11 protein-coding genes and 1 tRNA gene are annotated in these 12,474 nt (G+C 70.2%); 6 read left to right on the forward strand and 6 right to left on the reverse strand.

The window, feature by feature from the left end; genetic code table 11:
• The first annotated feature begins 261 nt into the window (after positions 1-261).
• The gene (locus HQ325_RS07285) at positions 262-1,884 is read left to right on the forward strand and encodes a GMC oxidoreductase (RefSeq protein WP_222627684.1); all 1,623 of its coding nucleotides are present in this window, start codon (positions 262-264) and stop codon (positions 1,882-1,884) included.
• Between the two features lie 8 nt (positions 1,885-1,892).
• Here the strand turns inward: HQ325_RS07285 and HQ325_RS07290 are convergent.
• From HQ325_RS07290 to HQ325_RS07300, 3 genes are all read right to left on the reverse strand, one after another.
• Positions 1,893-1,966: transfer RNA gene (locus HQ325_RS07290), tRNA-Cys, on the reverse strand.
• A 48-nt stretch (positions 1,967-2,014) separates the two neighbouring features.
• Positions 2,015-3,568, reverse strand: coding sequence for a GGDEF domain-containing protein (locus tag HQ325_RS22765; RefSeq protein ID WP_222627686.1), 1,554 nt, complete (start codon positions 3,566-3,568; stop codon positions 2,015-2,017).
• 507 nt (positions 3,569-4,075) lie between these two features.
• Positions 4,076-5,449 carry an MFS transporter gene (locus tag HQ325_RS07300; protein ID WP_222627688.1) on the reverse strand — a complete coding sequence of 458 codons (1,374 nt, stop codon included), beginning with the start codon at positions 5,447-5,449 and terminating at the stop codon, positions 4,076-4,078.
• Between the two features lie 80 nt (positions 5,450-5,529).
• Between HQ325_RS07300 and HQ325_RS07305 the strand changes: the two genes are divergently transcribed.
• The 3 genes from HQ325_RS07305 to msrA all read left to right on the forward strand — a co-directional run bounded on the left by HQ325_RS07305 (position 5,530) and on the right by msrA (position 7,588).
• Positions 5,530-6,045 (forward strand): helix-turn-helix domain-containing protein, encoded by a 516-nt coding sequence (locus HQ325_RS07305; protein ID WP_027504011.1) that lies wholly within the window; start codon positions 5,530-5,532, stop codon positions 6,043-6,045.
• A 107-nt stretch (positions 6,046-6,152) separates the two neighbouring features.
• A complete protein-coding gene (locus HQ325_RS07310; protein ID WP_261777731.1) occupies positions 6,153-6,953 on the forward strand; it encodes a GAF and ANTAR domain-containing protein in 801 nt (266 codons plus the stop codon).
• A gap of 98 nt (positions 6,954-7,051) precedes the next feature.
• Complete coding sequence (gene msrA, locus HQ325_RS07315) at positions 7,052-7,588, forward strand: peptide-methionine (S)-S-oxide reductase MsrA (protein WP_222627690.1); 537 nt, start codon at positions 7,052-7,054, stop codon at positions 7,586-7,588.
• Between the two features lie 29 nt (positions 7,589-7,617).
• Here msrA and HQ325_RS07320 read toward each other — a convergent pair whose 3' ends face one another.
• Both HQ325_RS07320 and HQ325_RS07325 read right to left on the reverse strand, forming a co-directional pair.
• A complete protein-coding gene (locus tag HQ325_RS07320) occupies positions 7,618-8,418 on the reverse strand; it encodes a HugZ family protein (RefSeq protein WP_027504009.1) in 801 nt (266 codons plus the stop codon).
• Positions 8,419-8,638: 220 nt separating this feature from the next.
• On the reverse strand, positions 8,639-9,367 hold the full coding sequence (locus HQ325_RS07325; RefSeq protein WP_222627692.1) for a pirin family protein: 729 nt from the start codon (positions 9,365-9,367) through the stop codon (positions 8,639-8,641).
• A gap of 85 nt (positions 9,368-9,452) precedes the next feature.
• Here HQ325_RS07325 and HQ325_RS07330 point away from each other — a divergent pair, with 85 nt between their 5' ends.
• Complete coding sequence (locus HQ325_RS07330) at positions 9,453-10,352, forward strand: SDR family oxidoreductase (protein ID WP_222627694.1); 900 nt, start codon at positions 9,453-9,455, stop codon at positions 10,350-10,352.
• Here HQ325_RS07330 and HQ325_RS07335 read toward each other — a convergent pair.
• Positions 10,247-11,473: an MFS transporter gene (locus tag HQ325_RS07335; protein ID WP_222627696.1), complete on the reverse strand. Its 1,227-nt coding sequence runs from the start codon at positions 11,471-11,473 to the stop codon at positions 10,247-10,249. The genes HQ325_RS07330 and HQ325_RS07335 overlap by 106 nt on opposite strands.
• A gap of 85 nt (positions 11,474-11,558) precedes the next feature.
• Here HQ325_RS07335 and HQ325_RS07340 point away from each other — a divergent pair, with 85 nt between their 5' ends.
• A complete protein-coding gene (locus HQ325_RS07340; RefSeq protein ID WP_222627698.1) occupies positions 11,559-12,467 on the forward strand; it encodes a LysR family transcriptional regulator in 909 nt (302 codons plus the stop codon).
• Positions 12,468-12,474: the final 7 nt, after the last annotated feature.

Genomic DNA, 12,474 nt, shown 5'->3' on the forward strand with positions numbered 1-12,474 from the left:
TCGTGTCTCGATCCTGCATGGGCTACCCGTGGCGGCGACGGAGCAACCAGTGGGGGGTGAGTGGCGCGGCGCACTGGTCCGCTACGACGTGGCGCCGGAACAGCTCGAGTGGTGCGGCGCACTCGTCGACGTCACGGCCGATCGCCTCTCATCGAGCCGGGCGAAGTGGACAACTTACCGGCGAGTAAGGAAGCTTCAGCGCATCCGCTGCCCGTCCGCGACACCCGCGATCACCTGCACCGGGTGGAGAGAAGCGTCGAGATGCAGTGGTCGAGGAGGCAGTTCCTGGGCGCAGTGGGCGTCACGGGTCTGATCGGGTCGACGGGACCGGGAGCGGTGTCCCGCGCGGCTCCGGTGCTCGACGGTCTGTACCGGTCGGCGGTGCCCGAGCTCTACGCACCGATCGATCCGGCGCCGGCACATTCCGAGGCCGTGGTGGTCGGGTCGGGCTTCGGTGCCGCGGTCACCGCGCGGCGCCTCGCCGAGGCCGGCGTTCGCGTCACCCTCCTGGAGCGCGGGTCGCAGTGGCCCACGGATCCGCGTCGACAGATCTTCGCCAACGACTTCCTGCCGGACGGGCGCGCGTTCTGGCGTCGCGGTGGCACTGCTCCGCTGACCGGACTGCCCACGGTTCCCACCGACCGCTTCGGCGGCATCTTCGACGTGAGTGAACACGGCACCATCGACGTGTGGTCCGGAGCCGCGGTCGGCGGTGGTTCGTTGGTGTTCACCGGCGTGATGATCGCCCCCGAACAACGGTTCTTCGACCAGCTCTTCACCGGGCTCGTCTCGTACGACGAGATGCAGGCTCTGCACTACCCGCTCGTCCGTTCCGAGCTGCGGCTCGCACCGATGCCGGAGGACGTCTATCAGTCGCTGCCGTTCACGCATTCACGGGTGTGGGATCACCAGGTCCGCCGCGCCGGGTACACACCACAGCGCATCGACGGCATCTGGGACTGGGACGTGGTGCGCGGAGAGATGGCCGGTCGGTCCCGTCCGTCCGCGATCATCGGGGAGTCGAATCTCGGCAACTCCAACGGCGCCAAGTTCGAACTCAACCGCAACTATCTGGCCGCTGCTCGCGCCACTGGCCGGTGCACGATCCATGCGCGTCACGAGGTCACCGCCGTGACCAGGGAGGCGGACGGTCGCTACGCGCTGACCGTGGATCTGCTCGACCCGTCCGCCGAGGTCCTCTCCACCCGCACGGTGACCTGCGACGACCTGTTCCTGGGCGCCGGGTCGATGGGAACGTCGCGGCTTCTCGTGCATGCCCGCGACACCGGATTGCTCCCCGACCTGAACGAACACGTCGGTGAGGGATGGGGCACCAACGGTGACGCGGCACTCGTCCGGGGCATGAGCCCGGAGGGCAACGGCATCGTGCAGGCGTCGCCCTCGGCGTCGAGGATCTCCGACGACTCGGGCGCCCCGCTCACCCTCGAGAACTGGTTCGTCCCCGGATCGCCCGTCGATCTGACGCTGATCGGCTCGTTGGGCATGGTCATGGACCCGACGAGAGGGCGGTTCGTGTGGGACGAGTCGACGCGGTCGGTGCGGCTCGACTGGCCGGAGGCCGGCAACATCGCCGTCTCGGACGCCCTGCGACCGGTGCACGACCGCATCGCGGAGCGCTCCGGAATCGGTGTGGGGTATCCGCCCCTGCGGGTACCGGACGTGAACACCTCGTTCACGGCGCACCCGTTGGGAGGGGTGGTGCTGGGCCGAGCCACGGACGCGCACGGCCGCGTCCTCGGCCACGACCGGTTGCACGTCGTCGACGGAGCGCTGATCCCGGGCAGCACCGGCAGAGTCAATCCGTCGCTCACCATCGCGGCGCTCGCCGAACGCAACATCGCGACGGTGATCGCCGATCGCTGAGCGCCCCGTGGAGCGAATGACGGGAATCGAACCCGTGTGCACGGCTGTGCAGGCCGTTGCCTCACCACTCGGCCACATCCGCAGTGAGTTCCACGCCAGGGGGTGCGGACCTGCCGGAACATGTTTGCGCTCACGGTGATTCTCGGGCGAGCGCGCTGAGGTACCTCCCGGCCGCCGTCGGGTCCTCGTCCGCCAGCGATGCCAGCGCTCGACACAGTGCGCCGAGTGAGGTTCCCTCGGCGTGCGCGGCCGACTGCAGGAGTGCCGCCGCGGTGTCCCGGTCCACCGCGAGGTGTTCCATCGCCATGCCGATGCTCTGATCGAGCGCGGCCGCGGAGCGCAGTGCCGCGGAGTATCGATCCGAACGGGACGTCGTCGCCACGTCCATCTCCGTCTCGAGGCGCCGAGACAGCATCGCGAGTCGGACGGCCGTGTCTTCAGGCCCGTGTCCGCGGGTCTGGAGCGCGACGAGGGTGGCAGCGACCGCCGCGGCGGCCTCGGTGCGCGCGCGTCTCTGCACAGCCTGCCGTCGACGGGACCGGAGGTGCTCAGACGACCGTGCTCGCAGCAGTGACGGCGGGCGGAACCGGGTCGTGTCGCCGTGCTCGACGCGGTCACGACCGAGACGCTTCGCCCGGTACATCGCATCGTCCGCGCAGGAGATGAAGGAGTCGAGCGTCGACTCGACGTCGCCGAGGGCGAGCGCGGCGCCGTCGGGAGCCGTGGCCACGGCCGTCGTGGTGCCGATGCTCACCGTCACCGAGCACCGTGTGCGCACCGATCGCAGGACACGGTCCGCGAGATCGGCCGTACGCGCACCGCGGGCGACGACCAGGAACTCCTCGCCGCCGAGGCGGGAGACGACGGCGCCCGCCGGAGTCGCCAGCACCACCGCTCGCGCGACGGACTGCAGCGTCCGATCACCGTGGGTGTGTCCGTGGGTGTCGTTGACGGCCTTGAAGTTGTCGATGTCGATGACGAGGGTGGTGACCAATTCGTGCCGCGACGCCGCGGCACCCAGCAGTTCTGTCAGACGGGGGAGTACGCCCCGGCGGTTCAACAGGCCGGTCAGGACGTCCGTGCGCGCGAGCACGTCGAATCGGTGACTCACCCGCACCATCGACCGCCGCAGGCCCCACACCAACACGACGGGGACGACGACGATGGTCAGAGACGCGCCGGCACTGATGAACGCGATGGCCGCAGACCCTGCCGAGGCGAACGACACGACGACGGCGGCTCCACCGGCAGCCACGGTGAACGACCACGCGGTCGCGGGCGGCGACGCGGCCGCGGAGAGCACCGGGACGATGGTGAGCAGCGCGGCGATCGCGAGGGAACCCGCCGGATCGGTCACCGCCACCGCGGAGAACGTCGTACCGCACAGCATCACCATGCCCATGGCGACGAACTGGCGTTCGGTCAGCAGCCCCGAGCGCCAGATGATGCCGGCTCCCACCACGGCCGCAGCGACGGCGAGAGCGGTGGCGAGCATCGGGGCGATGCCGGGGAAGAACAGCCCGGGCACCACCCAGCCCGCTCCCAGTGACAGGGCGGAACCGGTGATCGCCGTTCCCATCGCGATCGACCGGATGTCGAGCACCTGCCGTGCGGGTGTCTCGAGAGGCGACTCGGTGGGCGACGTCCGCGCGCCGCGGTGCGCTCTGTCGATGTGTGGCGTCACGCGAGCACCCCGGTCCCCGTCACCGGTGATCCGTCGTCGGCTGACCTCCACCGTGTACCCCGTGAATGTACCGACCGGGACGGTTCCGTCGCGGCGATCCGGCGCACGTCCGGCCGTGAGACCTCGGGCGCGTGACCACCGCGAACACGCGGTCGGTGCGGTTGTCACCCTTTCCGGTCATCGTGATTCGAACTCGACATGGACGAAACCACGGGCGAGTGGTCGAGTCCGGGTCGGCGGAGGACGTGTTCAATCGACCGCAGCACGAGTACACGAGGGAACTGCGCAACGCCGTTCCGGGAACGGGAGTCGACGCACGACCGTCGTGACCGTCGGATCACGCCGAGCAGATGTGTCTCCACGCGCCGCGCGGCTCCAGCGTCGGGCCATGACCTGGAACTCGATCATCGATCCGATCCGTCACTGGGTGTCCGACTGGAGCGACGAGTCTGCCGCCGGCTGCGTCGAGGCAGCGGTGCGCACCTCTGAGGGCGCGCGACGACGCGGTCAGCGTACGGCTCTCGGCCGGGTCGCCGCGACGACCGCGGCCCCCAGCGCGGTGATCGCGATGACGACGATCACGGCGTGGTTCCAGCCGTCGAACACCGCGGACGGCGCGGTGCCGGCCGACAGGACCACCACCGACACCACGGTCACGCCGATCGCCGAGCCGAGATAGCGCGCGGTGTTGTTCGCCCCGCTTCCCATGGCGGCGCGCCCGGCAGGGACGCTCGCGACGGCCTCGCGGCCGAGGGCGGCGTTGACTATTCCTGTCGCGGCGCCGGCCAGGACGAGACCCGGCACGAGGCGCAGGGGCGACGACGTCTCGGACAGTCCGAGTAACAGCCCCGTCCCGACGGCGACACCGACGAGGCCCAGGGCCAGTTGCGTTCGGCCGGAGACGGACGCGGGTATGCGCCGCGCGAGCAGGGCGGTGATCACGCTCGTCGCGGACCAGCCGAAGAGCAGGAGGGCGCTGTGGAGTGCGTCCAGACCGAATGCGGCGCCGACGAATCCGGCCATGTACGACATCAGCGCGATCACCCCGGCTCCGGTGGCGAGTGCGGCGACGGTGGCGGCGAGGAAGGCGGGTTGGCGCAGCAGCGTGAGATCGAGCATGGGCGACGCGGTCCGGCGTTCGTGCAGAACGAAACCCGCGAGCAACAGCGCGGCCACGGCGAGCAGGACCAGGGGTAGGGGTCGCGTCCACCCGGCACGGCCCTCGACGAGCGCGGCGAGGAGGGCCGACAGACCCCCGGACAGGGCGACGGCGCCGATCAGGTCCAGCCCGCGCGGTGTCTCCGTGCGGGATTCGGCGAGGAGGCGCCCTGCGACGACCGCGGCGACGAGTGTCAGCGCGGTGAGCAGCCAGTACCCCTCGCGCCACGTGGCGAGACGATCCGAGGTCGCGGACAGCAGGGGCCCGAGGGTGATGCCCGCGCCGACGGCCGCGCCCCAGATGCCGCTGGCACGGGCGCGCAGCGGGCCGGGTTCGAAGGCGTGCGCGATGACGCCGAGACTCGACGCCAGCACCGCGCCCGCCCCGACGCCCTGGACCACGCGGGCGAGGACGAACACGAGCGTGGACGGCGCGGCCGCGCACACAGCGGACGCGAGGGCGAGGACGACGAGACCGAGAACGAAGGTGCGGCGACGGCCGATGTCGTCGGCGAGTGCGCCGGACACCAGCAACGCGGCACTGAGTCCGATGCTCATCGAGCTCAGGATCCAGGTTCGGCCCGACGCGTCGCTCCCGAGCGTCGCGGCGGTGCTGCCGATGGTCGCCAGGGGAAACGTGAACGCGGCCAGGGCGAGGAGGGTCCCGAACGCGGCGACGGGCAGGGGACGGGCGAGAGGCGGTGCGGATCGCTGCTGAGTCATGCCCGTCCTTCGGTTCGGTGAGCGAACCGTAACCCGCCGATACGGTTCGGTCAACAGACCGTTCGAGGTAGGCTCGAGCCATGGCGATGGGAACGGATTACGCCGCGCAGGACTGCTCGCTCGCTCGCGCCCTGGAGATCGTGGGGGAGCGGTGGACACTGCTCGTCGTGCGGGACTCCCTGTTCGGTGTGCGCCGGTTCTCCGACTTCCAGCACCACCTCGGCATGTCGAAGGCGGTGCTGTCGCAGCGCCTGTCGGCTCTGGTGGACCACGGGTTGCTGAGCAGGGAACGTGTCGGTGGGCGTGAGGAATACCGTCCCACCGAGATCCTCGTCGACCTGTGGCCCGCGCTGCACGCGCTGACGGTGTGGGGTGAACGAGCAGCGCCCGCGCAGGACGGCCCCCGTCGGGTGTTCCGACACGAACCGTGCGGCGGTGAGCTCGACGATCACGGCAGCTGCCCGCAGTGCGGGACTGTGCCCGCTGCCGGTCGGGTCGTCATGTCGCCGGGGCCGGGTGTGACCGCGACCCCGCGGCCGAACACCGTGTCCCGCGCGCTCCGCGCACCTCGTCGGTTGCTCGAGCCGATCAGATGACGGCGACGCCCGGCGCGAGGTGAGGGGGGCGGTCGCGCGACGGCCCCCGGCCCTCGCTCTATTCTGGACCGGGTCGGAAACACAGGTCCGCGACACGGTCGGTTGTCATGGGCGTCGAGAGTGGGGAACACATGACGGTGCCGTACAGCGATCACGGCGACATCGTCCGCACCATCGGTGAGGACGCAGAGATCGATCGGAACGCATCCGCGTTGGGCGACATCGCCGAGATGGCCCGCACCCTGCGGGGAACCCGTCGATCGGTGGACGACACGCTGACGGCCCTGGTGCGGTCGGCCACGCAGCTCATGCCCGGCGTCGACCATGCGTGCGTCACCGTGATGACCGGTGCGCGGCGCACCATCCACGCCCGCACCGACGACGTCGCTGCCGATCTCTGCCGTGTGCAGTTCGAACTGGGTGAGGGGCCAACCGAGAACGAGATCTGGCAGATCGACACCGTCGTGGCCGAGAACCTCGGAAGCGAGCGGCGGTGGCCCTCCTTCGCCGCGGCCGCGCGCGACAGGGGAATCGAGTCGATGGCGGCGTTCCGCCTCTACACCGATCCGTCGGCGCGTGATCTCGGCGTGTTGCTGCTGTTCAGCAGGACTGCCGACACCTTCGATGCCGACGCTCAGATGGTCGGATCGGCGCTCGCCGCCCACGGCGCGGTGGCGCTGCTCAGTGCCCGCGACGACCAGAACTTCCGAGACGGCCTCGCGAGTCGCGACATCATCGGCCAGGCCAAGGGCATCCTCATGGAGCGATTCGACGTCGATGCCGTGCAGGCCTTCACGATGCTCGCCCACATCTCCCAGTCCGAGAACCGCCCGCTGCGGGAGGTCGCGCTGTCTCTGATCGAGGAGTCGCATCCCACGAGGTCCGTCGAGGTTCCGCCCGTCGCGTGACGGCCCGCCGGAACTGCCCGTCGGAACTGCCCGTCGGAACAACGCGGTGCGCGCGGACGTTGTCGGAACAGAGTGTTACTGCGACAAGAGGAGACACCATGGCGGACAGCACACAGGCAGGTTCCACGACCGAGACGGCCATCCTGGCGGGTGGATGCTTCTGGGGTGTCGAGGAACTGATCCGCAAGCAGCCGGGCGTGCTCTCCACGCGCGTCGGGTACTCGGGCGGAGACGTGCCGAACGCGACGTACCGGAACCACGGCACGCACGCCGAGGCGGTCGAGATCGTGTTCGACCCGACCCGGACGACCTACCGCGACATCCTGGAGTTCTTCTTCCAGATTCACGACCCGTCGACGAAGAACCGTCAGGGCAACGACCGCGGAGTGAGCTACCGCTCGGCGATCTTCTACACCTCCGACGAGCAGAAGCGCGTCGCGCTGGACACGATCGCCGACGTCGACGCGTCCGGTATCTGGCCCGGAAAGGTGGTCACCGAGGTCACCGCGGCGAGCGAGTTCTGGGAGGCCGAGCCCGAACATCAGGACTACCTGCAGCGGATCCCCAACGGATACACCTGCCACTGGGTCCGCCCCGACTGGAAGTTGCCGCGACGGAACGCTGTGGCCAGCTGAGCCGTTCGACCATCGACGCCCGTCGTCCCTCAGGGGCGGCGGGCGTTTCTCGTCAGCTCGATCGTCGCGGCACGGAGATCGTCGAGTGACGCCAACGGCGACGTGTAGCCGACTCGCGTGTACGACACGCCTCTCGGTGTGGTGACCGTGATGTCGAGTCCGTAGCGGTCGGCGCCGGTGCACACAGCGGACGTCGCATCGGGGAATCCGCCGAATGCCGCGGTCATCGCGGTGAGTGCGTCCGCGTGGTCGGCGTTCAGGTGCTCCACCGCAGGCCCGCTGACCGGCCGTACCGGATCCGGTACGGCGGCTGCGTAGTCCGCCGCCGTGGCCGAGTCCATGCGGCCGTAGCCGCCCACCCATCTGACCCGGTCCACCGACAGGATCCAGACGGTGAAGTCGCTGTAGTCGATGTAGTACCGCGCCGCCGGGACGGCCGCCAGGTGCGCCTCCCGCGCAGCCTCGACGTCCGAGCCCGACGGCCGAAGCACGGTGCCCGCTAGCGTGATACGTCCGCTCGCGAGCGGATCACTGTTCTCGCCCGGAGCGACGACGGACAGACTCACCCGTGGATCCGCCGCGAGATTGCGACCGTGCTCCGCCATGTGGGACACACAGAGCACAGGGTTCCCGCCCAGGAGGCCGTACGTCACGTAGGACGCCCACGGATGTCCGTCGGCCGAGAGGCTCGCGAGCGTGGCCGTATTGGTCGACGCGGCCACCGTGCGCGCCTCCTCCGCCGCGGACGGCCGGCGAGGGTGGGTGACGGGAGCGGTGGGCGTCGGCATCGACGGGGCGTCGCCGGGGTCGCCGTGATCGAGAGTGGCCATGGGCGAACACTACCGGCGCCCGCCGCCGACCGGTGGCGCCGGAATGCCCTAGCGGACGGGGGGTCGCAGCAGGAGGGCAGCGCCCGAACCGACACCGACCACCATGAACAGCAGCAGCATGACGACGTTGGCCATCTCGTTCTCCGTCTTCCGGGCGGGTACGTCCATATCGCGACCCGTGTGGACAGTTCTCTACCCCCGGCCGTGTGACCGCAAACACTCACGCGTGAGCGTGCATCTCCCACACCAGGATCTCGGCCGACGACGTCGTGTGGACGACATGTCCGCCGGTGTCGGTACCGCGGAGCGCGTCACCGTGACCGAGTGTTCCGATGCCGTCTATCTCGACGGTGCCGCGCGCGACGAAGAGGTGGAGGAACGGCGCGGTGGGGAGGGTGACGGGCGAGCCCGGCCGCAGCCGCGCCACGTGGAGCGCCGCCTTGCTCTGGCCCAGTCCGACGGCCGTGCCACCGCGGTCACGGTCGAGTCCCGACGCGACCGTGACCAGGCGGCCGGAGACCAGTTCGCCTGCCGCCGCGTACTCCTCGTACCCGGGCGGCCGCCCGTTCTCGTCCGGCGGAAGCCACATCTGGACGACCCGGAGCGGTGTCCCGGCGGAATATCCGGCCCCGTTCCGCTCGGAGTGGACGACGCCGGAGCCCGCACTCATCCGCTGCGCCAGCCCGGGCGTGATGGTCCCCTCGTTCCCGAGCGAGTCACGGTGCACCAGTGATCCGTCCAGCACCCAGGTCACGATCTCGACGTCGGCGTGCTGGTGGCTGTCGAATCCCTCGCCCGCGTCGACGGTGTCGTCGTTGTGGACGAGCAGCAACCCGTGCGCATTCGCGGCGAGATCGAAGTTGCCCGCCACGGGGAAGGACTGCCAGGAGTCCAGCCACTCGTTGCGCCAGTGGATTCGATCGGCAGCGGGTACGACGACGTCGGGCATGACACGCAGAATACCCGGGCACATCGACGCTGCGACGCGATGTGATGACAGCTATCATCAGATGATGGTGGGACGACGGAGACCGTTGGCGGACCTCGCAGGCAAGGTGGTGGTGATCACCGGAGCCGGATCCGGCATGGGCCGCGCGTACGTGGCGGCCTACGCCGCACGCGGGGCGGTCCTCGCGCTCGGCGACATCGACGGCAACGCCCTCGCGGAGACGGTGACGAGCCTGCCCTCTGGCGGCACGGTGCTCACCGAGGTGTACGACGTGGCCGATCGCGACGCCGTCGCGGCCTTCGCCGCCCGCGTCGCCCGAGAGGTGGGCCCGGCGACCGTCGTCGTCAACAACGCCGGCATCGAGGGCGGTTTCCGGCCCGCCTGGCATCTCGACGACGCGTCCTACGACCGGGTGATGGCGGTCAATCTCGGTGGGGTGGTGCACGGGACGCGCGCCTTCCTGCCGCAGCTGATGTCGCGGCCGGCGGCTGCGCTGGTGAACGTGTCCTCCATCTTCGGACTGCAGGGCACGCCGAACCACACCGACTACTGCGCCAGCAAGTTCGCGGTGCGGGGATTCACCGAGGCCCTCGCGACCGAACTCGCCGGGTCCACCGTCTCGGTCCACCTGGTCCATCCGGGCGGCGTGGCGACCAACATCTCGCGGGCCGAGGGATCCCAGCAGTTCGCCGCGAAGTACTTCGCCACCTCGCCCGAGGCGGTGGCCGAGCGCGTGGTGCGGGACGTCGAGTCCGGACGGATGCGCATCGTCACCGGACACCGGTCGCGCCAGGTCGCCTTCGGGGCCCGGTTCCTGCCGCTCCCGCTCATGGTCCGGCTCGTCCGTCGCGACATGAACGACATCCTGGACCCCGGCGACTACGCCGTCCGAGCCTCTGCGCCGGGCGACCGCAGGACCAGTGCCCACAGAGCGGCGACGACGGCCAGCGCGATGACGAACGCGGCCATGGCCGACCAGCCGTAGGCCTGATACACGACGCCTCCCGTCCAGCCGACGATGCTCGAACCGCCGTAGTAGAAGAGGTTGTAGAGCGACGCCGCCTGGGCGCGCCCGTCCGTCGCGCGATGCCCGGTCCATCCGGACGCGATGGCGTGCGCGGCGAAGAATCCCATCGTGAACACCACCAGGCCGAGGAGTACGACGATCAGCGAGTGCGCGATCGTCAGGGCGACCCCGGCGATCATGACGCCCGTCGACCCGGCGAGCACCGCGGAGCGTCCGAACCGGCCGGCCAGCTGTCCGGCGACGCGAGACGAGACGGTTCCGCTGAGATAGGCGATGAAGATGAGGCTGATCAGCGACTGGGGGAGTCCGAACGGGGCTGCCTCGAGGCGGAAGCCCAGATAGTTGTAGACGGTGACGAAGCCGCCCATGAGCAGGAACGCCTGCCCGAACAGCGCGCGCATACCGGGGTCCCGGACGTGTGTGGTGACGCGTTTACCCAGCCCCGGGCCGCCGTCCCGCGCAGGGAGCGCGCGCCGCGGTGCGGGGGCGAGGCGCAGGAAGGCGATCGCGGCCACGGCGGCGATGATCGAGACCGTCAGTGTTCCGATGCGCCAGTTCGTGTACTCGGCGACGGGTCCGGCGACGATGCGGCCGAGCAGCCCTCCCAGCGTGGTGCCCGAGACGTAGGTGGCCGCGGCCACCGCGGTGTTCCGGCGGTGCACCTCCTCGCTGAGGTAGGCGATCGCGATGGCCGGCAGCCCGCCGAGGGCGGCGCCCTCCACGAACCGCACCGTCAGCAGCATCGGCAACGACGTGGAGAGCGGGACGACGAGGCCCAGGACGGTGGCTGTGACGATCGAGATGCTCATGGCGCGCACCCGGCCGACGCGATCGGCCACCACGGACCACGGCAGTACGGCGACCGCGACGCCGACCGTGGCGCAGCCCACCGCGAGCGAGGACTGCGACGGCGTGATCGAGAGGTTCGAGGCGATGAGCGGGAGGATGCCCTGGACGGAGTACAGCTGGGCGAAAGTGGCGACACCGGCGAGAAGCAGCCCGGCGACGAGCCTCCGGTACTCGCGGGACCCGCGGGTGTGTCCGTCCCAGTCGGTGTCGGTCGCCTCGTCGATGGTCACGAGATCCGACGGTAGGCCGGACGCGACCTATTCGTCCAATGCATTGCATCTCCTGGAATCATGATCGAGGCGTATCGTTCGCGTCATGCGTGAGGAAGCCGAGGCTCTCCTGCCCCTGATACCGACACTGCTCGCTGTGGCGGAGACCGAACACATCACCGAGGCGGCGCACGTCCTCGGTGTGCCGCAGCCGACCGTGAGTCGGCAGCTCGCCCGCGCGTCCGCCGCCTTGGGCGTGGCGGTGGTCGAGCGTCGAGGTCGGGGCATCGCCCTCACGCCCGCGGGACGTGCACTGATGCCCTTCCTCGACCGGGCGGTCCGCGAACTCGAGGCCGGGCTCGACGCCATGACCGAGCAGGACGCCCGCACTCGTGGCCGCATCTCGGTCAGCTTCCAGAACACGGTGGGCGAGGGCGTGCTCCCGCTGCTCATCAAGCGCTTCCTCGCCGATCATCCCGCCGTCACGTTCACCCTCGACCAGGGCGCGCGGGCCCGATGCCTCGACAGATTGGAGGACGGGAGCGCGGATCTCGCATTCGTGGCGCTCGGCACCGAACACGGCACCGACACGTCCTTCGGGCTGTACGACGAGAGGCTCGTGTTGGTCGTCCCGTCCGATCACCGACTGGCGGGCCGCCGATCGGTGGACCTCGTGGAGACGGCGGACGACCCGTACGTGGCGATGGAACACGGGTACGGCATGCGTTCTCTCTGCGAGACACTGTGGGCCGCTGCGGGAATGGCCCCGACCATCGCCTTCGAGGGGCAGGACATCCACACCGTGCGCGGGCTGGTCGGGGCGGGGCTCGGCGTCAGCGTCCTCCCTCGCACGACCGCTCCCGCCGGCCCGCTGCCCACGGTCGACATCGCGGTGAACGACCCCGCGGCGCGGCGGCGCATCGGCGTGGTGTGGCCCGCACGCACCCTGCCGGCGCAGGCCCTCGCCTTCCGCGACATGGTGGTGCGGCGAGGGGCCGCTGTCCTGGCGCGCTGACGATCGG

It is taken from the genome of Rhodococcus sp. BP-349 (assembly GCF_019835845.1).
GTDB lineage: Bacteria > Actinomycetota > Actinomycetes > Mycobacteriales > Mycobacteriaceae > Rhodococcoides.

Excerpts from the sequence above, each read along its gene's own strand:
- HQ325_RS07340 (WP_222627698.1), top strand. The coding sequence starts at position 11,559 with ATGCGTGAGGAAGCCGAGGCTCTCCTGCCCCTGATACCGACACTGCTC.
- HQ325_RS07320 (WP_027504009.1), bottom strand. The coding sequence starts at position 8,418 with ATGGCCACTCTCGATCACGGCGACCCCGGCGACGCCCCGTCGATGCCG.
- HQ325_RS07305 (WP_027504011.1), top strand. The coding sequence starts at position 5,530 with ATGGCGATGGGAACGGATTACGCCGCGCAGGACTGCTCGCTCGCTCGC.
- HQ325_RS07310 (WP_261777731.1), top strand. The coding sequence starts at position 6,153 with ATGGGCGTCGAGAGTGGGGAACACATGACGGTGCCGTACAGCGATCAC.
- msrA (WP_222627690.1), top strand. The coding sequence starts at position 7,052 with ATGGCGGACAGCACACAGGCAGGTTCCACGACCGAGACGGCCATCCTG.
- HQ325_RS07300 (WP_222627688.1), bottom strand. The coding sequence starts at position 5,449 with ATGACTCAGCAGCGATCCGCACCGCCTCTCGCCCGTCCCCTGCCCGTC.
- HQ325_RS07285 (WP_222627684.1), top strand. The coding sequence starts at position 262 with ATGCAGTGGTCGAGGAGGCAGTTCCTGGGCGCAGTGGGCGTCACGGGT.
- HQ325_RS07325 (WP_222627692.1), bottom strand. The coding sequence starts at position 9,367 with ATGCCCGACGTCGTCGTACCCGCTGCCGATCGAATCCACTGGCGCAAC.